The 22,879-nt window shown below is 71.1% G+C and carries 22 protein-coding genes; 13 read left to right on the forward strand and 9 right to left on the reverse strand.

Annotated features, from left to right (window positions below; translation table 11 throughout):
• Positions 1-499: 499 nt before the first annotated feature.
• Complete coding sequence (locus tag Q0863_RS05060; protein WP_298575983.1) at positions 500-949, forward strand: DUF192 domain-containing protein; 450 nt, start codon at positions 500-502, stop codon at positions 947-949.
• A gap of 53 nt (positions 950-1,002) precedes the next feature.
• The gene (locus Q0863_RS05065; RefSeq protein ID WP_298575986.1) at positions 1,003-1,848 is read left to right on the forward strand and encodes a tetratricopeptide repeat protein; all 846 of its coding nucleotides are present in this window, start codon (positions 1,003-1,005) and stop codon (positions 1,846-1,848) included.
• 15 nt (positions 1,849-1,863) lie between these two features.
• Here the strand turns inward: Q0863_RS05065 and Q0863_RS05070 are convergent, their stop codons facing one another.
• A complete protein-coding gene (locus Q0863_RS05070) occupies positions 1,864-2,043 on the reverse strand; it encodes a rubredoxin (protein WP_298575988.1) in 180 nt (59 codons plus the stop codon).
• A gap of 38 nt (positions 2,044-2,081) precedes the next feature.
• Between Q0863_RS05070 and thiE the strand changes: the two genes are divergently transcribed.
• From thiE to Q0863_RS05085, 3 genes are read left to right on the forward strand one after another with little or no spacing between them, the layout of a single operon-like run.
• On the forward strand, positions 2,082-2,768 hold the full coding sequence (thiE, locus tag Q0863_RS05075; protein ID WP_298575990.1) for a thiamine phosphate synthase: 687 nt from the start codon (positions 2,082-2,084) through the stop codon (positions 2,766-2,768).
• 36 nt (positions 2,769-2,804) lie between these two features.
• On the forward strand, positions 2,805-4,109 hold the full coding sequence (gene hemL, locus Q0863_RS05080; protein WP_298575993.1) for a glutamate-1-semialdehyde 2,1-aminomutase: 1,305 nt from the start codon (positions 2,805-2,807) through the stop codon (positions 4,107-4,109).
• The gene (locus tag Q0863_RS05085) at positions 4,093-4,986 is read left to right on the forward strand and encodes an ion transporter (protein ID WP_298575996.1); all 894 of its coding nucleotides are present in this window, start codon (positions 4,093-4,095) and stop codon (positions 4,984-4,986) included. The genes hemL and Q0863_RS05085 overlap by 17 nt, the downstream gene beginning before the upstream one ends.
• A gap of 2 nt (positions 4,987-4,988) precedes the next feature.
• On the opposite strand, the gene Q0863_RS05090 is transcribed toward Q0863_RS05085, so the two are convergent.
• Together Q0863_RS05090 and Q0863_RS05095 are read right to left on the reverse strand one after the other, a co-directional pair.
• A complete protein-coding gene (locus tag Q0863_RS05090; protein WP_298575999.1) occupies positions 4,989-6,230 on the reverse strand; it encodes an acetylornithine transaminase in 1,242 nt (413 codons plus the stop codon).
• A gap of 142 nt (positions 6,231-6,372) precedes the next feature.
• On the reverse strand, positions 6,373-6,810 hold the full coding sequence (locus Q0863_RS05095) for a VOC family protein (RefSeq protein WP_298576001.1): 438 nt from the start codon (positions 6,808-6,810) through the stop codon (positions 6,373-6,375).
• Between the two features lie 72 nt (positions 6,811-6,882).
• Here Q0863_RS05095 and Q0863_RS05100 point away from each other — a divergent pair, with 72 nt between their 5' ends.
• Positions 6,883-8,016: an aminotransferase class I/II-fold pyridoxal phosphate-dependent enzyme gene (locus Q0863_RS05100; RefSeq protein ID WP_298576004.1), complete on the forward strand. Its 1,134-nt coding sequence runs from the start codon at positions 6,883-6,885 to the stop codon at positions 8,014-8,016.
• A 61-nt stretch (positions 8,017-8,077) separates the two neighbouring features.
• Here the strand turns inward: Q0863_RS05100 and Q0863_RS05105 are convergent, their stop codons facing one another.
• Positions 8,078-8,896, reverse strand: a complete 819-nt coding sequence (locus tag Q0863_RS05105) for an NAD(P)-dependent oxidoreductase (protein ID WP_298576006.1) — start codon at positions 8,894-8,896, stop codon at positions 8,078-8,080.
• A gap of 83 nt (positions 8,897-8,979) precedes the next feature.
• Entirely contained in the window at positions 8,980-9,642 is a 663-nt protein-coding gene (locus Q0863_RS05110; RefSeq protein ID WP_298576009.1) for a serine/threonine protein kinase, read from the reverse strand.
• A 48-nt stretch (positions 9,643-9,690) separates the two neighbouring features.
• Here Q0863_RS05110 and Q0863_RS05115 point away from each other — a divergent pair, with 48 nt between their 5' ends.
• On the forward strand, positions 9,691-11,712 hold the full coding sequence (locus Q0863_RS05115) for a bifunctional DedA family/phosphatase PAP2 family protein (RefSeq protein ID WP_298576012.1): 2,022 nt from the start codon (positions 9,691-9,693) through the stop codon (positions 11,710-11,712).
• A 35-nt stretch (positions 11,713-11,747) separates the two neighbouring features.
• Here the strand turns inward: Q0863_RS05115 and Q0863_RS05120 are convergent, their stop codons facing one another.
• Together Q0863_RS05120 and mpl are read right to left on the reverse strand one after the other, a co-directional pair.
• Positions 11,748-12,317 (reverse strand): LON peptidase substrate-binding domain-containing protein, encoded by a 570-nt coding sequence (locus tag Q0863_RS05120; protein ID WP_298576015.1) that lies wholly within the window; start codon positions 12,315-12,317, stop codon positions 11,748-11,750.
• Between the two features lie 161 nt (positions 12,318-12,478).
• On the reverse strand, positions 12,479-13,840 hold the full coding sequence (mpl, locus tag Q0863_RS05125; protein ID WP_298576018.1) for a UDP-N-acetylmuramate:L-alanyl-gamma-D-glutamyl-meso-diaminopimelate ligase: 1,362 nt from the start codon (positions 13,838-13,840) through the stop codon (positions 12,479-12,481).
• A 266-nt stretch (positions 13,841-14,106) separates the two neighbouring features.
• Between mpl and Q0863_RS05130 the strand changes: the two genes are divergently transcribed.
• Positions 14,107-14,481: a DUF411 domain-containing protein gene (locus tag Q0863_RS05130; protein WP_298577045.1), complete on the forward strand. Its 375-nt coding sequence runs from the start codon at positions 14,107-14,109 to the stop codon at positions 14,479-14,481.
• A gap of 86 nt (positions 14,482-14,567) precedes the next feature.
• Here Q0863_RS05130 and Q0863_RS05135 read toward each other — a convergent pair whose 3' ends face one another.
• Positions 14,568-15,146 carry an adenylate kinase gene (locus Q0863_RS05135; RefSeq protein WP_298576021.1) on the reverse strand — a complete coding sequence of 193 codons (579 nt, stop codon included), beginning with the start codon at positions 15,144-15,146 and terminating at the stop codon, positions 14,568-14,570.
• Between the two features lie 127 nt (positions 15,147-15,273).
• Here Q0863_RS05135 and Q0863_RS05140 point away from each other — a divergent pair, with 127 nt between their 5' ends.
• Positions 15,274-16,530: a 6-phosphofructokinase gene (locus Q0863_RS05140; protein ID WP_298576023.1), complete on the forward strand. Its 1,257-nt coding sequence runs from the start codon at positions 15,274-15,276 to the stop codon at positions 16,528-16,530.
• Between the two features lie 156 nt (positions 16,531-16,686).
• Here Q0863_RS05140 and ilvD read toward each other — a convergent pair whose 3' ends face one another.
• Positions 16,687-18,525 (reverse strand): dihydroxy-acid dehydratase, encoded by a 1,839-nt coding sequence (gene ilvD / locus Q0863_RS05145; RefSeq protein ID WP_298576025.1) that lies wholly within the window; start codon positions 18,523-18,525, stop codon positions 16,687-16,689.
• A gap of 366 nt (positions 18,526-18,891) precedes the next feature.
• On the opposite strand from ilvD, the gene ilvC reads away from it, so the two are divergent.
• The 4 genes from ilvC to Q0863_RS05165 are packed head-to-tail and all read left to right on the forward strand — an operon-like array spanning position 18,892 to position 22,860.
• Positions 18,892-19,884: a ketol-acid reductoisomerase gene (gene ilvC, locus Q0863_RS05150; protein ID WP_298576027.1), complete on the forward strand. Its 993-nt coding sequence runs from the start codon at positions 18,892-18,894 to the stop codon at positions 19,882-19,884.
• The gene (gene ilvG / locus Q0863_RS05155) at positions 19,884-21,650 is read left to right on the forward strand and encodes an acetolactate synthase 2 catalytic subunit (protein WP_298576029.1); all 1,767 of its coding nucleotides are present in this window, start codon (positions 19,884-19,886) and stop codon (positions 21,648-21,650) included. Before ilvC ends, ilvG begins: the two co-directional genes overlap by 1 nt.
• On the forward strand, positions 21,634-21,870 hold the full coding sequence (locus tag Q0863_RS05160; RefSeq protein ID WP_298576031.1) for an ACT domain-containing protein: 237 nt from the start codon (positions 21,634-21,636) through the stop codon (positions 21,868-21,870). Before ilvG ends, Q0863_RS05160 begins: the two co-directional genes overlap by 17 nt.
• A 54-nt stretch (positions 21,871-21,924) precedes the next feature.
• Complete coding sequence (locus Q0863_RS05165) at positions 21,925-22,860, forward strand: aminotransferase class IV (protein WP_298576034.1); 936 nt, start codon at positions 21,925-21,927, stop codon at positions 22,858-22,860.
• Positions 22,861-22,879 lie beyond the last annotated feature (19 nt).

Below are 22,879 nucleotides of genomic sequence, written 5' to 3' on the forward strand. Positions count from 1 at the left end.
ACTCGCTTGCATTTGCATGCATTTGAATTGACTTGTTGCTCTGTTACGAACGTCTGCAAGATGGACAACCATCCACCTGCCAGACGCCCGCACAAGTCACCTGCGCACACTGTCAAAGATCTTCGGACACCGGCCTCAGCGCCTGGTTCCGTCCCGAAGCGTTTCGCTTCAGGGAGCCGCACATTCTGCCACGGCCTGCTTGCTTCGTCAACACCCCGTGAGGGGCTTCGACCTCCCTCCAACCCCGCGCCCGAAGGCGTTTCGTTGAAGCGAGCCGCATATTCTAGCCCGTTCCTCGTTTCCGTCAACACCCTTTTTCGAGGGGCTGCCGGGCCGATCGGTGGACCCGTGTGCTTGCGCCTGCGGGTCCCGGTGCTGCGCGGGGCGCGCATTCTGCGCCATTGCCGGTGGCTTGCATAGCCCTGTCGCCAAACGCCGCCTTGACTCTCCCGCGCGGCTGCCGGATGTTGCCCGCTGACCCGCCCACGGAGCCCGCTCCATGCCGTCCTTTCGAACCCTTGCGGCCCTGCTCGCGCTCTCGCTGTCGGGCTGCGCCAGCGCCGATGCGCACTGGGTGGAACTGGCCGGGCACCGCTATACGGTGGAAGTGGCCGACGACGATGCCGAGCGCGCGCGCGGACTGATGTTCCGCGACACGCTGGCCGAGGGCCACGGCATGTTCTTCATCCACGAACGCACCAGTCAGCTGGCGTACTGGATGAAGAACACCCGGATCGCGCTCGACATCCTCTACTTCGACGAGTCGCTGCAGCTGGTCTCGCAGCAGCGCGACGTGCCGCCGTGCACGGGCGGCAATGCCTGCCCCGCCTATCCGAGTACGGCGCCGGCGCGCTACGTGCTGGAACTCAATGCCGGCGAGGCGGCGCGGATCGGGCTGTCCGACGGCGCGCGGCTGGAGCTGTCGCCGGCCCTGCGCGAAATGCGCTGAACCGCGATGGGCCGGCCTTGCGCGCGCCGCCGCGGCGGAGCAGTCTTCCGGGCATGAGCAGGATCCGACAGCTGCCTGAATGGCAGGCGCTCGCCGCCCTCGACGACGCGGCGTTGCCGCTGCTCGACGTGGCGCTGCTGATCGCGCGCGACGAGTATCCCGATCTCGATCCCGGCCGTTACGCGCTGCGGGTGCAGGGCCATGCGTCGCACCTGCGCCGCGCGGTGGAGCGCGAGTCCCGGCTTGCGTTGAAGATGCGCACGATCAACCAGTACCTGTTCGAGGAAGTCGGCTATGCCGGCAACCACGACGAGTACTACGACCCGCGCAACAGCTACATCAACGAGGTGTTCGAGCGGCGCCTGGGCAATCCGATCTCGCTGGCGCTGGTGCAGATGACGGTCACGCGGGAGGTCGGCCTGCCGCTGGACGGCGTCTCGTTCCCCGGGCACTTCCTGGTGCGCCTGCCGGTCGACAACGGCGTGCTGGTGATGGATCCGTTCAACCGCGGACGGCCGCTCGACGTGGACGAACTGCGCGAGCGGGCCAGCGCCCACCTGGGCGGCGGCGTCCCCGATGACGACGCGCTGTCGCAGATCCTCAACCCGGCCTCGAACCGCGCGATCCTGGTGCGCATGCTGCGCAACCTGCACGGCGTCTACCAGAAGCACGGCGACTGGGAGCGCGCAGTGCGCAGCGCCGACCGCGTGCTGCGGCTGCTGCCGGACGATTGCGAAGCGCTGCGCGACCGCGGCGTGGGCTACCTGGAAATCGGCCACCGCGCGGGCGCGCGCGAGGACCTGCAGCGCTACCTGCAGCGCCAGCCGGGCGCGCCCGACGCGGGCCGGATCCGGCTGCGGCTGATCGAAGCGGGACTGCAGCCGGCGCGGCTGCACTGAGCGTCGGCGCGCCGATTACAGCGCGATCATCTCGAAGTCGTCCTTGGTCACGCCGCAATCCGGGCACGTCCAGGTGTCCGGGACGTCCTCCCAGCGCGTGCCCGGCGCGAGGCCGTCGTCGGGCAGGCCGGCCGCTTCGTCGTAGACGAAACCGCAGACCACGCACATCCAGCTGCGGTAGGGCGTGTCGTTCATCGGATAATGGGCGCGCAAGCGTCGGAGGATTCATGCCATTGTCCCATCCCCCGCGCCGGGGCGAAACCGGCGCACGGGCCCCGCGCGGGCTCTACGCGATCACGCCGGACCTGGCCGACACCTCCCTGCTGCTGGCGAAGGTGCAGGCCGCGCTGCCGTGGACGTGCTGGCTGCAGTACCGCAACAAGGCGGCCACGCCGGCGCTGCGGCGGACGCAGCTGGAGGCGCTGATCCCCGCCTGCCGCGCCCATGGGGTCGCGCTGATCGTCAACGACGACTGGCGCCTGGCGGCGGAGTGCGGCGCGGACGGCGCCCATCTGGGCGAGGACGACGGCGACCTGCGTGCGGCGCGCGCGGCGCTGGGTCCGGACGCCATCCTCGGCGCCTCCTGCTACGACTCGCTGGCGCTTGCCCGGCAGGCCGTGGCCGCGGGCGCCTCCTATGTCGCCTTCGGCGCCTTCCATCCCAGCACCACGAAGACCGCGACGCGACGGGCACGGCCTGCGTTGCTGCAGCAGGCCGCAGCCCTGGGCGTGACGCGCGTGGCGATCGGCGGCATCACCCCCGACAATGCGGCGGCGCTGGTCGCTGCCGGCGCCGACCTCATCGCGGTGGTCAGCGGCGTGTTCGGCGCCGATGATCCCGCTGCCGCGGCGCAGGCATACCTGCGCGCGTTCGACCGCAGCAACGCCCTGCCCCGCGACGGCAGCCTGCCGCGCCACTGACGCCTCCATCCGCATTCCGATCCAGGATTTCCGACCATGAACCACGAACGCTCCCACGCCCTGTTCTCCCGCGCGCGCACGCTGCTGCCCGGCGGCGTCAATTCGCCGGTGCGCGCCTTCAAGTCGGTGGGCGGCGAGCCGTTCTTCGTCGCGCGCGCGGACGGCCCGTACCTGTACGACGTCGATGGCAACCGCTACATCGACTACGTCGGTTCGTGGGGGCCGATGATCGTGGGCCACAACCATCCGGCGGTGCGCGAAGCGGTGGCCGACGCGATCGGCAACGGCCTGTCCTACGGCGCGCCGTGCGCAGCCGAAGTGGCGATGGCCGAACGCATCACCGGCCTGGTGCCGTCCTGCGAGATGGTGCGCATGGTCAACTCCGGCACCGAGGCCACGCTCTCGGCGATCCGCCTGGCGCGCGGCGCCACCGGCCGCATGAAGATCGTCAAGTTCGAAGGCTGCTACCACGGCCACGGCGACTCCTTCCTGGTCAAGGCCGGGAGTGCCGCGCTGACCTTCGGGGTGCCGAACTCGCCCGGCGTGCCGAAAACGCTGGCCGACCTCACCCTGACCCTGCCCTACAACGATTTCGATGCGGCCACCGCGCTGTTCGACGAGGCGGGAAGCGAGATCGCCGGCCTGATCATCGAGCCGGTGGTCGGCAACGCCAACTGCCTGCCGCCGCGCGAAGGCTACCTGCAGCACCTGCGCGAGCTGTGCACCCGGCACGGCACGCTGCTGATCTTCGACGAGGTGATGACCGGCTTCCGCGTGGCGCTGGGCGGCGCGCAGGCGCGCTACGGCGTAGTGCCGGACCTGAGCACCTTCGGCAAGATCATCGGTGGCGGCATGCCGGTGGGCGCCTACGGCGGCCGGCGCGAGCTGATGGAGCAGATCGCGCCAGCGGGCCCGGTCTACCAGGCCGGCACGCTGAGCGGCAATCCGGTGGCGATGGCGGCGGGACTGGCGATGCTCGACCTGGTGTCCGCGCCCGGCTTCCACGACCGGCTCGAAGCGACCACCCACGCGCTGTGCGACGGCCTGGAAGCGGCGGCGCGCGCGGCCGGCGTGCCGTTCACCACCACCCGCGTCGGCGCGATGTTCGGGTTGTTCTTCACCGGCGCCCCGGTCGTGGACACCTATGCGCAGGCGGTGGCCTGCGATACGGCCGCGTTCAACCGCTTCTTCCACGGGATGCTCGACCGCGGCGTGTTCCTGGCACCGTCGGCGTTCGAAGCCGGCTTCGTGTCAAGCGCGCACGACGGCGACGTCGTCGCCGCGACGCTTGAGGCCGCGCACGCGGCGTTCCGGAGCCTGGCCGATGCCCCAGCCAGCTGAACCCCGGGCGCCGCAGCCCCGCGACGGCGGCAGCCCGTTCGAGAAGGAGTACCTGCCGGCCTCGACCGAGGGCGCGCGCTACCGCTGGTTCAGGCGCATCTTCCACCACGACGCGCCCGACGAGCGCAATTTCGACCTGGTGCTGATCGCGGTCATCCTCGCCAGCGTCGTGGTCGTCCTGCTCGACAGCGTGCCTTCGATCAAGGCGCGCTGGCACGGCTGGCTGTATGCCGCGGAGTGGGCCTTCACCCTCGCCTTCACCTTCGAGTACGCGGTCCGGCTGTGGGTCGTGAAGCGGCCGCTGCGCTACGCCAAGAGCTTCTTCGGCATCATCGACCTGCTGGCGATCCTGCCCACCTTCCTCTCGCTGCTGTTTCCCGCATCGGCCTCGTTCGCGGTGATCCGGGCGCTGCGCCTGCTGCGCGTGTTCCGGGTCCTGAAGCTGGTCGAGTACTCCAGCGAGGCCGGGGTGCTGATCCAGGCACTGCTGCGCAGCAGGCGCAAGATCTTCGTCTTCATCGCCACCCTGGTCACCATCGTGGTCATCTTCGGCGCGCTGATGTACGTGGTGGAGGGGCCTGATCGCGGCTTCACCAGCATTCCGGCCGGCATGTACTGGGCGATCGTCACCGTCGGCACCGTGGGCTACGGCGACATCGCGCCCGGCACGCCGTTCGGCCGCTTCGTCACCTCGGTGCTGATCGTGATCGGCTACAGCATCATCGCCGTGCCCACCGGCATCTACACCGCGGAGCTGGCGCGCTCGCTGCAGCCCAGGCGCCGCCAGGTGCGCTGCACCGAATGCGGACTGCCGGAACACGAGGCCGACGCCTGGCACTGCCGCAAATGCGGGCGGGCGCTGCCGCACGAGGAGTGACGTTACGGGCGCGCCGGCGGGATCGCCTGGCGCAGGGCGCGCTCCAGCCGCTGCAGGCCCTCGGCCACCTCGGCGTCGGTGATGTTGAGCGGCGGCACGAAACGCAGCACGTCCGGGCCGGCCTGCAGCAGCAGCAGGCCCTGCGCGGCGGCCAGGTCGAGCAGTTCGCCGGCGCGGCCGGCGTGGGCCGGCGCGAGCACCGCGCCCAGCATCAGGCCGCGGCCGCGCACCTGCGAGAACAGGCCGAGTTCGCGGTCCAGCGCCGCCAGGCCCTCGCGCAAGGCCGAGGACTGGCGGCTGACGTTGGCCTGGATCTCCGGCGAGGCCAGCTTGCGCAGCGCGACGCGCGCCACGGCCGCGGCCAGCGGATTGCCGCCGAACGTGGTGCCGTGGTCGCCGAACTGCATCGCCCCGGCCACCTTCGGCCCGGCCAGCATGGCGCCGATCGGGAAGCCGCCGCCCAGCGCCTTGGCCAGGGTGACGATGTCCGGCTCGACCCGGTCGTGCCAGTGCGCGAACAGCGTGCCGGTACGGCCCATGCCGCTCTGGATCTCGTCGAGCACCAGCAGCGCGCCGTGGTGGTCGCACAGCTCGCGCGCCGCGCGCAGGAAGCCCGGCGCCGCCGGCGTGACCCCGCCTTCGCCCTGCACCGGTTCGACCATCACCGCCGCCACGTCGCCGCTGGACATGGCGACCTCGAGCGCGGTCGCGTCGTTGAAGTCCACGTAGCGGAAGCCGCCGGGCAGCGGCTCGTAGCCGGCCTGGTACTTGGGCTGCGCGGTCGCGGTGACGGTGCCCAGGGTGCGGCCGTGGAAACTGCCGCGGAAGGTCACGATCACCCGCCTGGCCGGTTCGCGTCCCTGCGCGGTGGCCCACTTGCGCACCAGCTTGATCGCGGCCTCGTTGGCCTCGGCGCCGGAGTTGCACAGGAACACGCGCTCGGCGAAGCGCGAGGCGGCGACCAGTTCCTCGGCCAGCCGCAGCGGCGGTTCGCTGTAGAAGACGTTGCTGGTGTGCCAGAGGCGACCGGCCTGCGCGGTGAGCGCGGCGACGAGGTCGGGGTCGCCGTGGCCGAGGCTGCAGACCGCGATGCCCGCGGAAAAATCGATGTAGTCGCATCCGTCCAGGTCCCACAGGCGCGCACCCTGGCCCCGATCGAGGATCACCGGCCGCTGGCGGTACACGGGCAGGTAGCGCTGCTGGCCGAGGGCGACCAGGTCGGCGGTGGGATCGGACTGGCTCATGCGCGTGGCGGGACGTGGGAGGGTCGGACATTGTGCCGCGTCGGCGGCCACTGCGCCGGCGTCCCGCGGCGCGCCCGTCCGGTGGCGATGCATTCGGGCCGGGACCGGCGCAGCGGCACTGCCGCGCCGCAGGCCCGCCGCTTCACCAGCTGCCGGTGTTGGGCATGGACGCCCAGGGTTCGGCCGGCGCCAGTGCCTCGCCCTTCTGCAGCAGCTCGATCGAGATCAGGTCGGGCGTGCGCACGAAGGCCATGCGGCCGTCGCGGGGCGGGCGATTGATGGTGACGCCAAGCGACTGCAGGTGCGCGCAGAGCGTGTAGATATCGTCGACCTCGAAGGCGAGGTGGCCGAAGTTGCGGGCGCAACCGTAGTCCTCCGCCGCCGAGCCGTCCTCGGGCGGCCAGTTGTAAGTCAGTTCGACTTCGGCCTCGGGATTTTCGGGAGCGCCGAAGTAGACCAGGGTGAAGCGGCCGGATTCGTTGTCCATGCGCCGGGTCTGGCGCAGGCCCAGGCCCTCGGTGAAGAAGCGGCTGGTCGCGTCGAGGTCGTGGACGCGGATCATGGCGTGGAGATATTTCATGGCGGGTTCCTGTGCGGACGGCAGCGCGTGCGGCTGGCATTATCGCCCTCCCCTCCCGCTTCCGGCGCCGCCATGACCCGCCCGCACCGATTCGACACGCTCGCCGCCCATGCCGGCGTCGCACCCGACCCGGCCAGCGGCGCGCTGTCGCCGCCGCTGCAGCTGGCCACGACGTTCGAGCACGCGCCCGACGCGAGTGCGCCGATGGGCTATCTGTACCAGCGTTACGGCAGCCCCAACCAGACGCAGCTGGAGCAGGCACTGGCGACCCTGGACGGCGCGGCGCGGGCGATGTTCTTCGCCACCGGCATGACCGCCGGCACCACGGCCATGCAGGCGCTGCCGGCCGGCAGCGAGCTGCTGATCGCCGACGACACCTACTTCGGCTACCGCGCGGTCGGCGCGAAGTGGCTGGACCGCTGGGGCGTGCGCCACCGAGTGGTGGACATGACCGACCTCGACGCGTTGCGCGCCGCGGTCACGCCCGACACGCGCCTGCTGTGGGCGGAAACGCCGTCCAATCCGCTGCTCAAGGTCTGCGACATCGCCGCGCTGGCCGACATCGCGCACGACGCGGGCGCGCGGCTGCTGGTCGACGGCACCTTCGCCACCCCGGCGCTGCAGCAGCCGCTGTCGCTAGGCGCGGACATCGTCCTGCACTCGGCGACCAAGTACCTGGGCGGACATGGCGACGTGATGGGCGGGGTGCTGGCGTTCGCGGCCGACGACGACTTCGCCGCCGAGTGCGGCGAGCTGCGCGGCCAGACCGGCAACACCGCCTCGCCGTTCGCGGCGTGGCTGGTGCTGCGCGGGCTGCGCACCCTGCCGGTGCGGGTGGAGCGGCACTGCCGCAACGCGCAGGTGGTGGCGGAGTTCCTGCAGTCGCATGCCGGCGTCGAGGCCGTGCATTACCCCGGCCTGGCCACGCATCCGGGGTACGCCATCGCCGCGCGCCAGATGCGCGGCGGCTTCGGCGGCATGCTGTCGTTCGAGGTGGCGGGCGGACGCGAGGCGGCGCTGGCGGTGGCCGGGCGCCTGTCGCTGTTCACCAACGCGACCTCGCTGGGGTCGACCGAATCGCTGGTCGAGCACCGCGCCTCGATCGAAGGGGCCCAGTCCGCCTCGCCGCAGGGCCTGCTGCGGCTGTCGGTGGGACTGGAAGATCCGCAGGACCTGGTCGAGGACCTGGCGCAGGCGCTGGCCTGAGGCGGCAATCCCGGCGCGGGCCCTGGCTGCGCCGCGTACGGCGCAGGCCGAAGGCGCGCGCTCAGTCCAGGAACAGGTCCGGCAGCAGCGGCTGCGAAGGGTCGACTGCGTAACCGGACAGGTCGGTGATCCCGGCTTCGGCCAGCACTTCGTCGTCGATCAGGAAGCGGCCGGTGAAGTCCTTGGCCGGCCGGCACAGGATCGCGTGCGCGGCATCGGCCATGATCTCCGGCGAGCGGCCGTTGCCGGCCGACACGCCGGGGATCATGTTCAGCGCGTCGGTGGCGATCAGGGTGCGCGGCCACAGCGCGTTGATCGCGACGCCGCGGTCGGCGAACTCCGCCGCCAGGCCCAGCGTGACGAAGCTCATGCCCATCTTCGCCAGGGTGTAACCGGTGTGCGGCGCCCACCACTTCGGATCCAGCGACGGCGGCGGGCACAGGGTCAGGATGTGCGGGTTGGCCGCCTGCAGCAGGTGCGGCAGGCAGGCCTGGGCGCACAGGAAGCTGCCGCGGGCGTTGACCTGCTGCATCAGGTCGAAGCGCTTCATCGGCGTGTCCAGCGCGCCGCGCAGCCAGATCGCGCTGGCGTTGTTGACCAGGATGTCGAGCCCACCGAAGGTGTCCACGGTCTTGGCCACCGCATCGCGGACCTGGTCTTCCTCGCGGATGTCGCAACGGATCGCCAGGGCGCGGCCGCCGGCCGCCTCCACCGCAGCTGCCGCACTGTGGATGGTGCCGGGCAGCCTCGGGTTGGGCACGTCGGACTTGGCGGCGATGACCACGTTGGCGCCGTCGCGGGCGGCGCGCAGCGCGATCGCCAGGCCGATGCCGCGGGACGCGCCGGTGATGAACAGGGTCTTGCCTTGGAGAGCCGGCATTGGGGATTCGGGATTCGTGATTGGCAAAGCCTACCCCAACCCGCCTTTTCGAATCCCCAACCCCGGATCCCCAATGCCGGCTCTCAAGGCTTCGGCCCCTGACCCTCGTTGTCCTCCCACTTGAGCAGCCGCCGGGTCACGAAGCGGTAGACCGGCTTGCCGGTGCGGAACCAGGCGTCACGCACCCACGAACTGCGCTTGAGCAGGCGTCGTTCCACCGGGGTCAGCGCCTCGCGGCAGTACATGCGCTTGTGCTTGAGCAGGTGGCGCAGGTCCTCGCGGTACAGCAGCCGCATCCAGCGCGCGCGCGGGTCGCCGCGGCTGGCGAGCTGGAAGTCGATGATCGCCGGGCGTCCGTCCTCCAGCACCAGCCAGTTGGCTTCCTTGGCCAGGTCGTTGTGGGCGATGCCGCGGCGATGCAGCTGCTGCAGCAGTCGCCGGGCGGCGTGGAACCAGGCCGCGTCGCCGCGCGGCGGCCGCTGGTACATCGCCGCGCCCGCCATGTAGCTGCGATCGAGGCGGCGCCCGTCCCAGGCCAGCAGCTGCGGCACGTCGGCCATGCCGTGGATGGCGCGCAGCGCGAGCGCCTCGCGGCGGGCCAGCCACCAGGCGGGCAGGCGCAGCCAGATCGGCACGTGCGCCAGGTCGCGGCGCACGAACGGGCCGCCCGATCCGCGCATCAGCGAGATGCGGCCGAAGCTGTCGGCCTTGAGCGCGTGGATCTCGGTGGCGGCGTCGCGGTGCATCGCGACAGTGTAGGCGAGCGGTCAGCGGCGGCTGTCATAATCGCCGGCATGGACTCCGGCTGGTTCGACGCCACGCTCGCCTGGATCAGCGCGCACCCCGTCGCGGCCGGCGGCCTCATCTTCCTGATCGCATTCTGCGACGCGATCGTCGTGCTCGGCATCGTGGTGCCGGCCCTGCCGCTGCTGTTCGCGATCGGCGCGCTGATCGGCCTGGGCCACATCGACGGCCCCTACGCCATCACCTGCGCCGCGCTGGGCGCCTTCGCCGGCGACGGCATCGGCTACTGGGTGGGCCGGCGCTGGGGTTCGCGGCTGCGCGAGCACTGGCCGTTCCGCCGCTATCCGCAGCTGCTCGACCGCGGCGAACAGGTGTTCCGCCGGCACGGCATCAAGGGCATCGTGATCGCGCGCTTCGTCGGCGCCATCCGCGCCTTCGTGCCGGCCATCGCCGGCATGCTGGGCATGCGGCCGCGGCGCTACCTGCCGATGAGCCTGCTGGCCTGCGTCCTGTGGGCGGGGCTGTTCCTGGCGCCGGGCTGGATCTTCGGCGCGTCCTACGACGCGGTGGCCGCGGTCGCCGACCGGCTGGTGCTGGTGCTGGGCGGCCTGCTGCTGGTGCTGGCCCTGGCCTGGGCCGGCGTGCTCTACACCTACCGCTGGTTCGATCGCCACGCCAACGCGCTGCTGGCCAGGCTGCTGCGCTGGACCCGGCTGCATCCCCGGCTGGGTCGCTATGCCGCCGCGCTGGTGGATCCGCGGCGCCCGGAATCCTCGTCGCTGATGATCCTGGCTGCCTGCCTGTTGGCAATCGGCTGGGCCTGGTTCGCGCTGCTGGGCACGGTGTGGATGCGCGGCGAACCGCTGGCGCTGGACCTGAGCGTGTTCCAGGCGATGTACACCCTGCGCAATCCGCTGGCCGACCGGCTGATGGCCGGGCTGGCCTCGATCGGCAACTGGGAGGTGCTGCTGCCGGCCGCGTCGCTGGCCCTGCTGTGGCTGCTGTGGCGGCGGCGCTGGATCGCGGCCGCGCACTGGGTGGCCGCGCTCGCGTTCGGCCTGGTGCTGACCACCGGCCTGTCGCAGCTGATCGACATGCCGCTGCCGCCCACCGCGCACAGCGGCTTCGGCTTCCCGTCGGTATCGGTGACGATGACCACGATCACCTTCGGCTTCTTCGCCGTGCTGATCGCGCGCGAACTGCCCGGCCGTAGCCGGGTCTGGCCCTACCTGGTGGCCGGCATCGTCGGGGTGCTGCTGGGTTTCGCCAGGCTGTACCTCGGCGCGCACTGGCTCAGCGACGTGGTCGGCGGGATGCTGCTGGGCATCGTCTGGCTGCTGGTACTGGGCCTGGCCTACCGGCGGCACGTGGCGCGCTCGTTCTGGATGCGGCCGCTGGCGGCGATCTTCTATCTCAGCTTCGCGGTGGCCGCGCTATGGCACGCGCCGCGGGCGGTGGACCCGTTGCTCGAGCGCTTCCATGCGCCGGAGCCGAGCATGGTGCTCGAGCGCGACGCCTGGTGGGAAAGCGGCTGGAGCCAGCTGCCGGCGCAGCGCCGCGAGCGCGACGCCAGTCGCCGCTGGGCGCTGGAAATCCAGGTCGCCGGGCCGCTGGAGCCGCTGCAGGGGCACCTGCAGTCGCTGGGCTGGCGGGTCCAGCCGCAGGCGGACTGGATCGCCACCCTGGGCCTGCTCGATGACGACGCCGCGCCGGCCGACCAGGCGGTGCTGCCGGCCACGCTGGGCTCCGAGGCCGAACGCCTGCTGCTGCGGCGCCCCGCCGGGGACGGGCGGATCCAGGCCCTGCGCCTGTGGCGCGCGCCGGCGCGGCTGGCCGACGGCACGCCGCTGTGGATCGGCACCACCCAGACCCTGTCGTTCGAGCGGCCGCTGGGTGGCCTGTTCGGCATCTGGCTGCCGGTGCTCGACGATGACGCCGCCCACGCCGCGGTGCATCGGGCGCTGACCGGGTTCCCGATGCGGCAGGCGCCGCACCCCGCGACCGGCGCGCCGGTGCTGCGGCTGCGGACCGACCGCGACGCGCTGGCCGGCCACGACAGCCGGCCGCGCTGAGCAGGGCATCCGGCGGCAGGCGTCGGCAGCAACGATCAGCGGATCAGTTCGAACATCGCATCCAGGCGCAGGTCCGGATCGTCCTCTTCCAGCAGCCGCTGGCGCTGCTCCAGGCTGAGCGGCAGCACCTCGGCCAGCCGCCAGCCGACCCAGGCGGCCTCGTCGAACCGCTGTTCCGGCACCGCGAGGTCGACCTCCAACTGCTCCAGGATCCGCCGCAGCACCTCGCCCAGCAGCATGTGCTGGGGCTGCAGTTCGGCAACCGGGTCCGGCTCGCACCAGTCGACCTCGGCCACCACCAGTCCGTTGCCGCGCACCTGGGTGGACGCGACACGGAAGCGGCGGTGGCCGCGCAGGCGCAGGTGCAGCAGGCCGTCGGGGCCGGTGTCGAAGTCCTCGATGCGCGCCTCGGTGCCGCAGGCGGCAGGCACCGCGGGCGCACCGGCCTCGGCGCCCTCGGCGATCATGCACACGCCGAAGCCGCTGCCCTGGCGTCCGCATTCGCGCACCAGGTCGAGGTAGCGCGGCTCGAACACGCGCAGGCCCAGCGCGGCGCCGGGCACCAGCACCGTGTGCAGCGGGAACAGCGGCAGCAGTTCGGCCATGGCGCCAGTCTAGGCCGTCCGCCGCGCAGGTCGCGTCCACGGACGGGGTGTGCGACGATCTGGCCGACCGCGCGGAGCGACCGCCGATGTGGCGACGCGAGGCATTGGCGCGCGCCGTACCGGCTCACGCCGGACGCGCGCGTTCCGCCGGGCCAGCAGGCTCACGCCCCGCGCAGCTGCGCCAGGAACCGGCGCGGCGCGCCGTCGAAGCCGCCGTTGGACATGAACACGACGTGGTCGCCCTCGCCCACAGTGCCCTGCAGAGCCGCCAGCAGCGCGTCGACATCGGCGACCGCGCGCGCCTGCCCGCGCACCGCCGAGACCACGGCGGTCGCGTCCCAGGGCAGTTCCGGCCGGGTCAGGAACACCACCGCATCCGCGCCTGCCAGCGACGGTGCCAGCGCCTCGGCATGCGCGCCCTGCCGCATCGAGTTGCTGCGCGGCTCCATCGCCACCACGATCCGCGCCTGCCCCACCCTGGCGCGCAGGCCCGCCAGCGTGGTCGCGATCGCGGTCGGGTGGTGGGCGAAGTCGTCGTAGACGGTGATCCCGCGCGCCTGCCCCAGCAGCTCCATGCGCCGCTTCACGCCGCGGAAGTCCGCCAGCGCCGGCAGCACCGAGGCCACGTCCACGCCCACCGCCGCGCAGGCGGCCAGCGCGGCCAGGCCGTTGAGCACGTTGTGGTCGCCGAGCAGCGGCCATTCCACCGTGCCCAGCACGCGCCCGTCGCGCAGCACCTCGAACGCGCCGCCGTCCTCGCGCAGCCTGCGCGCCTGCCATTCGAACCCCTCGTCGAAGCCGAAGCGCTCCACCGGCGTCCAGCAGCCCATCTCCAGGGTCTGGCGCAGGTGCGCGTCGTGGCCATTCACGATCAGCCGGCCGCGCCGGGGCACGATCCGCACCAGGTGGTGGAACTGCCGCTGGATCGCGGCCACGTCCGGGAAGATGTCGGCGTGGTCGTACTCGAGGTTGTTGAGGATCGCGACCAGCGGCCGGTAGTGCACGAACTTGCTGCGCTTGTCGAAGAAGGCGGTGTCGTACTCGTCGGCTTCGACCACGAACTCGCGCCCGGCGCCGATCCGCGCGGACATCCCGAAATCCTCCGCCACCCCGCCGATCAGGAAGCCCGGTTCGCGCCCGGCGGCCTGCAGCAGGAAGGCCAGGATGGTCGTGGTGGTGGTCTTGCCGTGGGTGCCGGCCACCGCCAGCACGTCTCGGCCCGGCAGCACCTGTTCGTGCAGCCACTGCGCGCCGGAGGTATAGGCGCGGCCGCTGTCGAGCACCGCCTCCACCGCCGGATTGCCGCGCGAGAGCGCGTTGCCGACCAACACCGTCTCGCAGTCCGCGGAGATGTGGTCGGGCAGGTAGCCCTGGCGCAGGGCGATGCCCAGGCGCTCGAGCTGGGTCGACATCGGCGGATACACCGCCTGGTCGCTGCCTTCGACCTCGTGCCCGAGTTCGCGCGCGAGCGCGGCGACGCCGCCCATGAAGGTGCCGGCGATGCCGAGGATGTGGAGTTTCAAGGCGGACCCTGCGTGCTGCGTGACAGCCGCGCACTTTACCCAAACGCGCGTCCGCCGGCCGGCCTGATCCCGGTCAAGGCCGGTTCCGGCCGGACCGTTAGACTCTGCGCATCGCCCGCCATTGGCCAGACCCTGCCATGACCCGCATTCCCTTCGCCATCGCCGCGCTGGCCCTGCTCCTGGGTGGCTGCGCGGCCGCCGGATCGGCCGGCAAGCCGGGCACGGAGGCCGCTGCCGCAGCGTCCGCGGCCGCGACCCTGCCGTCGATGACCGTGCACAAGCACCCGAGCTGCGGCTGCTGCAGCGTGTGGATCGAGCACGTGCGCGAGGCCGGCTTCCGCGTCGACGTCCGCGATGTCGAGGACATGGCCACCGTGAAGGAGCAGGCCGGCGTGCCCACGGAGGCGGCGTCCTGCCACACCGCCGAAGTCGGCGGGTACTTCATCGAGGGCCACGTGCCGGCCACCGACATCGCCCGCCTGCTGCGCGAGCGTCCGGCCGCGCGGGGCCTGGCCGTGCCGGGCATGCCGCTGGGCTCGCCGGGCATGGAGCATCCCGACGGCCTGGCCCATCCCTACAGCGTGGAGCTGGTGCTGGAAGACGGCAGCGCGCGCGAATTCAGCCGCTATCCCGCGGACTGAGTCGCGCCGGCCCGCCGGGACCCATGCGGCGCCGGCGCCCGGCTTTCCGAGGTGCGGGTGCCGCCTCGGCGGCCATCGCGGGGCCGTCAGCCGACCGCCTTCTCCGGCGCGATCGCCTCGATGATGCGGTTGAAGACCTCGTCCAGGGCACCGACGCCGTCGACGATGGTGAGCTGACCGTGCTGGCGGTAGAACGCGATCACCGGCGCGGTCTGCTGGTCGTACACTTCCAGCCGCTTGCGCACCGATTCGGGATTGTCGTCGGCGCGGCCCTCGGCCTTGGCGCGTCCGGCCAGACGCTCGACGATCTGCTCGTTGTCGACCGTCAGCTGCACCGCCGCATCGAACTTCTGCCCCAGGCTCGCCAGCAGCTCGTCCAGCGCCGCGGCCTGGGCGAGGTTGCGCGGGTAACCGTCGAGGATGAAGCCGGCTTTCGTGTCGTCGCGCGAGAAGCGGTCCTTGAGCATGCCCAGCAGGATGTCGTCGCTGACCAGTTCGCCCCGGGCCATCACTTCCTTGGCCTGCAGGCCCAGCGGGGAGCCCGCGGCCACTTCGGCGCGCAACAGGTCGCCGGTGGAAATATGCGGAACCTGCAGGTGCTCCTTGAGCCTTGCCGCCTGCGTGCCCTTGCCCGAGCCGGGCGCTCCCAACAGTACCAATCGCATCGACGACTCCCAGCAGAACGAGACCGTAAGCGGTCGCGGACCGTTGCTACACTCCGGCCGTCACCGCGGATTCAGCCGCCACTTTAACCTATCGACCCGCCCCTCCGATCCCCTCCAAAAGGCGCATATGGCTTCCGAAACCCTGCTCTACTCCCAGTCCGGCGGTGTCACCGCCGTCATCAACGCCACCGCCTCGGGCGTGATCGCCGAGGCGCGCGCCCGCAAGGTCAAGGTGCTGGCGGCGCGCAACGGCATCCTCGGCGCGCTGCGCGAGGAGCTGGTGGACACCTCGAAGGAGACCGCCGCGACGGTCCGCGGCCTGGCCCACACCCCCGGCGGCGCGTTCGGTTCCTGCCGCTACAAGCTCAAGTCGCTCGAGGCGGACCGGGCGAAGTACGAGCGCCTGCTGGAGGTGTTCCAGGCGCACGACGTGCGGTGGTTCCTCTACAACGGCGGCAACGATTCGGCCGACACCGCCAACAAGGTGTCCCGGCTGGCGGCCGAGTACGGCTATCCGCTGACCTGCATCGGCGTGCCCAAGACCATCGACAACGACCTGGCCGTAACCGACTGCTGCCCGGGCTTCGGCTCGGCCGCCAAGTACACCGCGGTGTCGGTGCGCGAGGCGGCGCTCGACGTGGCGGCGATGGCCGAAACCTCGACCAAGGTGTTCGTCTACGAGGCGATGGGCCGCCATGCCGGCTGGCTGGCTGCCGCGGCCGGCCTGGCCGGCAAGGGGCCGGACGAGGCACCGCACCTGATCCTGTTCCCGGAACGCCCCTACGACGAGGCGGATTTCCTGAAGAACGTGCGGAAAGTGGTCGAACGGGTCGGCTACTGCGTGGTGGTGGCCAGCGAGGGCATCCAGACCGCCGACGGGCGCTTCGTCGCCGATTCGGGCGGCGGCAAGGACTCCTTCGGCCATACCCAGCTGGGCGGCGTGGCCTCGTACCTGGCCGGCAAGGTCAAGGACCAGCTCGGACTCAAGGTGCACTGGACCCTGCCCGACTACCTGCAGCGCAGCGCCCGCCACCTGGCCTCGAAGACCGACGTCGAGCAGGCCATCGCGGTGGGCAAGGCCGCCGTGCAGTTCGCGCTCAAGGGCCAGAACGCCACCATGCCGGTGATCGTGCGCACCTCCGACAAGCCCTACCGCTGGAAGATCGGCAGCGCGCCGCTGGACAAGGTGGCCAACCACGAGAAGACCTTCCCCAAGGGCTACATCCGTCGCGACGGCTACGGCATCACCGACAAGGCCCGCACCTACCTCGAGCCGCTGATCCGCGGCGAGCTGCCGCCGCCGTACGGCCGCGACGGCATCCCGGCCTATGTGTCGCTGAAGAACGTGGCGGTGAAGAAGAAGCTGCCGCGCTGGGAGGGATAGGCTGCGGCACGGCAAGGGCGGGCGCGCGACCTCACTCCCCGGGCGCGCGTCGTCGACGTCCGCGGCGAGGTCCACGGGGGCGCGCCTGTCGCACCCCGGCACGACGGCTGCGCCAATGCACGCCCAGGCGCGTGCCCGCCCCGGGCCAGATGCGCCTCAGCCTTCGAGCAGGGACAGGTTGCGCACGGCTCCCTTGTCGGCACTGGTCGCGAGCAGTGCATACGCCTTGAGCGCGGCGGTGACCTTGCGCGGTCGCGGCAGCGCGGGCTTCCAGCCGGCCGCATCCTGGGCGGCGCGGCGCGCGGCCAGCTCGCCCTGCGGCACCAGCAGTTCGATCGAGCGCGCGGGAATGTCGATGCGGATGCGGTCGCCGTCGCGGACCAGGCCGATCGCGCCGCCAGCCGCAGCTTCGGGCGAGACGTGGCCGATCGACAGGCCCGAGGTGCCGCCGGAGAAGCGGCCGTCGGTGAGCAGGGCGCAGCGCTTGCCCAGGCCCTTCGATTTCAGGTAGCTGGTCGGATACAGCATTTCCTGCATGCCCGGGCCGCCCTTCGGGCCCTCGTAGCGGATCACCACCACCTCGCCCGCCTGCACCTCGTCGCCGAGGATGCCCTGCACCGCCGCGTCCTGGCTCTCGAAAACGCGGGCGCTGCCTTCGAACACGTGGATCGATTCGTCCACGCCCGCGGTCTTCACCACGCAGCCGTCGAGCGCGATGTTGCCGCGGAGCACGGCCAGGCCACCCTCCTCCGAATAGGCCTGCGCGACGGAGCGGATGCAGCCGGCCGCGCGATCGGTATCCAGGGTGGGCCAGCGCGTGGACTGGCTGAACGCGGTCTGCGTCGGGATGCCGGCGGGACCGGCACGGAAGAAGGTCGACACCGCCTCGTCGCCGTTCTGCGTCACATCCCACCTGGCGATCGCCTCTCCCAGCGTCCTGGCGTGCACGGTCGCCGCGCCGGTGTGCAGCAGGCCGCCGCGCGCGAGTTCGCCGAGGATGGCCATGATGCCGCCCGCGCGGTGCACGTCCTCGACGTGGTAGTCCGGCGAGTTCGGCGCCACCTTGCACAGTTGCGGCACCCGCCGCGACAGCCGGTCGATGTCGTCCAGGGTGAAGGGCACGCCCGCTTCCTGCGCCGCGGCCAGCAGGTGCAGGATGGTGTTGGTCGAACCGCCCATCGCGATGTCGAGCGTCATCGCATTCTCGAACGCCTCGAACGTGGCGATGCCGCGTGGCAGCGCACGCTCGTCGCCTGCGCCGTACCAGCGGTGCACGAGTTCGACCGCCGTGCGGCCGGCACGCAGGAACAGTTGCTCGCGGTCTGCGTGCGTGGCCAGCACCGTGCCGTTGCCCGGCAGCGACAGGCCCAGCGCCTCGGTCAGGCAGTTCATCGAGTTGGCGGTGAACATGCCCGAACACGAGCCGCAGGTCGGGCAGGCGCTGCGCTCGACCGCCGCCACCTCCTCGTCGGTGGCCGAGTCGTCGGCCGCCATCACCATTGCGTCCACCAGGTCGAGCTTCTGGTCGGACAGCCGGGTCTTGCCGGCCTCCATCGGGCCGCCGGAGACGAACACGGTCGGGATGTTGAGCCGCAGCGCGGCCATCAGCATGCCGGGCGTGATCTTGTCGCAGTTGGAGATACACACCAGCGCGTCGGCGCAGTGCGCGTTGGCCATGTACTCGACCGAGTCGGCGATGATCTCGCGGCTGGGCAGCGAATACAGCATGCCGTCATGGCCCATCGCGATGCCGTCGTCGACCGCAATGGTGTGGAATTCCTTGGCCACGCCGCCGACGCGCTCGATCTCGCGCGCGACGAGCTGGCCCAGGTCCTTCAGGTGCACGTGACCGGGCACGAACTGGGTGAAGGAGTTGGCGATGGCGATGATGGGTTTCTGGAAATCCTCGTCACGCATGCCAGTGGCGCGCCACAGCGCACGGGCACCGGCCATGTTGCGACCGTGGGTGGAGGTTTTCGAACGGTATTCGGGCATGGACTTCGCGGGGGATGACGCAACGCGTCAAAGCGGGGATTCTGCGGGCTTTGCGACGTTACGGCTGCAATGATTTCACCGGCAACCAAAGCCATGACAATTTGTCAAGCTTTGCGCTTGACAAGCCCCGAAAGGCGGGGTTAGTTTGCAGGAATGTTGCATCGCCACACTCCTGCGACGAATGCCCACGACGCCAACGCGGCGGCCATTCTCGTACTCGTGCTTATTACCTCGCCGACAGGTGCGGGACGATCGGGCGCGTAAGCAGGAAGCGCCAAATCGCAGAACCCCGCACCGCAAGGGCGGGGTTTTTTATTGCCTTGCACCCACCCCCTTCCAACACACCGTTCCGCAGAGAGCCCTGAAATGACCCAGTCTTCCCTTCCCAAGCCCAGCGTCGCCATCGTCGGTTACGGCAGCCAGGGCCGCGCGCATGCGCTGAACCTGCGCGATTCGGGCTTCGACGTGACCGTCGGCCTGCGCGCCGGCGGCCCGACCGAAGCCAAGGCCAAGGCCGACGGCTTCACCGTCAAGACGCCGGCCGAGGCGGTGAAGCACGCCGACCTGGTCGCCGTCCTCACGCCGGACATGGTGCAGCGGCAGGTGTACGAGGAGGCGATCGCGCCGAACATGAAGCCCGGCGCCTGCCTGCTGTTCGCGCACGGGCTGAACGTGCACTTCGACATGATCAAGCCGCGCGAGGACCTGGACGTGGTGCTGGTCGCGCCCAAGGGCCCGGGCGCGCTGGTGCGCCGCGAGTACGAGATCGGCCGCGGCGTGCCGTGCATCTACGCCGTGTACCAGGACAAGAGCGGCAAGGCCCGCGACCTGGCGCTGGCCTACGCCGGCGGCCTGGGCGGCGCGCGCGCCAACCTGATCGAGACCACCTTCAAGGAAGAGACCGAGACCGACCTGTTCGGCGAACAGGCCGTGCTCTGCGGCGGCGCCTCGTCGCTGGTGCAGGCCGGTTTCGAAGTACTGGTCGAAGCGGGCTACCAGCCCGAAATCGCGTATTACGAAGTGCTGCACGAGCTGAAGCTGATCGTCGACCTGTTCTATGAAGGCGGCATCACCCGCATGCTCGAGTTCGTGTCGGAGACCGCGCAGTACGGCGACTACGTCAGCGGTCCGCGCGTGATCGACGCCGGCACCAAGGAGCGCATGCGCGAAGTGCTCAAGGACATCCAGGACGGCACCTTCACCCGCAACTGGGTGGCCGAGCACGAAGCCGGCCTGCCGAACTACAACAGGTTCAAGCAGGCCGACCTCGAGCACCCGATCGAAGTGGTCGGCAAGCAGCTGCGCGCGAAGATGGTGTGGCTGGACAACTCCCCGAAGGATCAGAAAGAGGCCGCGTGATGAACGGTGCGCAGTGGCTGGTGCAGGCGCTCGAGGCCGAGGGCGTTGACGCGCTCTTCGGCTACCCCGGCGGAACGATCATGCCGTTCTACGACGCGCTGCACGGCGCGCCGGCGCTCAAGCACGTGCTGGTACGGCACGAGCAGGGCGCGGCCTTCGCGGCCAACGGCTATGCCCGTGCCAGCGGCCGCGTCGGCGTCTGCGTGGCGACGTCCGGCCCGGGCGCGTCGAACCTGGTGACCGGCATCGCCGACGCCATGTTCGACTCGGTGCCGATGGTGGTCCTCACCGGCCAGGTGCCGACCTTCCTGATGGGCACCGACGCGTTCCAGGAGCTGGACGTGTTCGGCATGACCATGCCGATCGTCAAGCACAGCTTCCTGCCGCGCAGCGTCGACGACCTGCCGCACATGTTCGCCGAGGCGTTCCGCATCGCCCGCAGCGGACGCCCCGGCCCGGTGCTGATCGACCTGCCCAAGGACGTACAGGTGGCCGATGCCTCGCACCTGCCGGTGCATTCGCCGCTGCCGGTCGATCCGGTGCCGGGTCCGCCCGACGCCGCGCTGCACGAGGCCGCCGCACTGATCTCGCAGTGCACCCGGCCTGTGGTCTATGCCGGCGGCGGCGTGGTGCTGGGCGATGCGATCGACGCGTTCCGCGAGTTCGTCGACCTGACCGGCCTGCCCACCGTGCTCACGCTCAAGGCGCTGGGCGCGCTGCCGGCGGCGCATCCGTCCAACCTGGGCATGCTGGGCATGCACGGCAGCCGCGCGGCCAACATGGCGGTGCAGGAATGCGACCTGCTGTTCGTGGTCGGCGCGCGCTTCGACGACCGCGCCACCGGCAAGCTGGCCGAGTTCGCGCCCAATGCGCGAGTGGTGCACCTGGACGGCGACTGCTGCGAGATCGGCAAGCTGCGCAGCGTCGACGTGTCGGTGCCCGGCGACATCGCCGCCAGCCTGAGCCGGCTGGCCGCACCGCTGGCCGCCCAGATGGACGGCCGGCACGCGGCGGCGCGCAAGGCCTGGCGCCAGACCTGCGCCGAGCGGCGCAGCCGACATGCCCCGCGCTACGACGCGCCCGGCGAGAAGGTCTACGCGCCATCGCTGCTCAGGCGCCTGAGCGAACTGGCTCCGCACGCGGTGGTCGCCTGCGACGTCGGCCAGCACCAGATGTGGGTCGCGCAGCACTGGCGCTTCCAGCACCCGCGCCAGCACCTGACCAGTGGCGCGCTGGGCGCGATGGGCTTCGGCCTGCCGGCCGCGATGGGCGCGCAGGTGGAAAGCCCGGCCGCGCAGGTGATCTGCGTCAGCGGCGACGGCTCGTTCATGATGAACATCCAGGAGCTGGCGACGATCCGCCGCTACCGGCTGCCGGTGAAGATCGTGCTGCTCGACAACTCCGCGCTGGGCATGGTCCGGCAGTGGCAGGAACTGTTCTTCGAGAAGCGCTATTCGGAGATCGACCTGTCCGACAACCCGGATTTCGCCGAGGTCGCGCGCGCCTTCGGCATCCAGGCGCTGCACGTGGACAAGGCCGCCGGCGTGGACGCCGCGCTCAAGGCGCTGCTGGCCGCGGAAGGACCGACCCTGCTGCACGTGGCGATCGACACGGCCGCCAACGTCTGGCCGCTGGTGCCGCCGAACCACAACAACGCCCAGATGATGGATCCAGACGATGCCGGCACGCTGGATACCGGCGAACCGTCGACGCCCTCCTCCACTTCGCCGGCCTCCGGGGAGCCGAACAATGCGCTACCAGCTTGATTTCATCCTGCGTCGCGCCGAGGGCGTGCTGCCGCGCGTGCTGGGCGCGACCGAGCGGCGCGGCTTCCGCCCGCTCGCGGTCAACGGCGAGGCCGGTGCCGACGGCGAGCAATGGCGGCTGCGCCTGACCGTCGAGGGCGAGCGGCCCGACGCGACCCTGCAGTCCCAGCTGGCCAAGCTCTACGACTGCCTGTCGGTACAGGTCCAGCCCTGCCCCTGATCGGCACCGCCCTGCCGTCATCACCCCCACCGCGACCCGCCCCACGGACCCCTCATGAGCGCCACCGTCACTCCCATCGCCGAAGCCCACGCCCGTCACGCCGCATCCGCGCAGCCGGCTGCCTCGCCCGCGCAGGCACTCGCCTGGTTCGACGGCGCTCTGGTCGCTGCCGACACGCTGCAGGCCGGCCTGACCACCCATGCCATGCACTACGGCAGCGGCGTGTTCGAGGGTATCCGTGCCTATGCCACCGACGAGGGCGCGTCCGTGTTCCGCCTGCCCGAACACCTCGAGCGCATGCGCCAGGGCGCCGAGATGTTCGGCCTGCCCTTCGATCCGGCGCAGTGCGCGCAGGCCACGCTCGCCACGCTGCGTGCCAACGGCCATCGCGATGCCTACATCCGCCCGCTGGCCTGGTTCGGCGAGGGCAGCTTCGGCCTCGACGTGGAGGGCCACGTGCCGCACCTGATGGTCGCCACCACTGCCACCCAGGTGCATCTCAATGGCAGCCGCGCGCGCCTGGGCGTGGGCCGCTGGCGCCGCAATCCGGCCGACTCGCTGCCGCCGCTCAAGCTCTGCGGCAGCTACGTCAATTCGATCCTGGCCAAGCGCGAGGCCAAGGCGCGCGGCTTCGACGAGGCGCTGTTCACCGACCGCGAGAACAACGTGGTCGAATGCACCGGCGCCAACGTGTTCATGGTCAAGGACGGACGCATCACCGCGGTCGAGCATCGCGACGCCCTGCCCGGCATCACCCGCGACACGCTGCTGCAGCTCAGTGGCGCCGGATCGCGGATGGTGCCGCTGTCGGAGCTGCTGGACGCCGACGAGGTGTTCGCCTGCGGCACCGCCGCCGAGGTGGCGCCGGTCGCGCAGATCGAGGATCGCGTGTATGGCGACAACCCGGTGACGCGCGAACTGCAGGCGCTGTACGGTCGCGTCGTGCGTGGCCAGGAAGCCGCGTACCGCCACTGGCTGACGACGGTCTGATGGACCCTGCCGTAGCCAG

This window comes from uncultured Luteimonas sp. (assembly GCF_947492465.1).
In the GTDB taxonomy this organism is placed as follows: domain Bacteria; phylum Pseudomonadota; class Gammaproteobacteria; order Xanthomonadales; family Xanthomonadaceae; genus Luteimonas.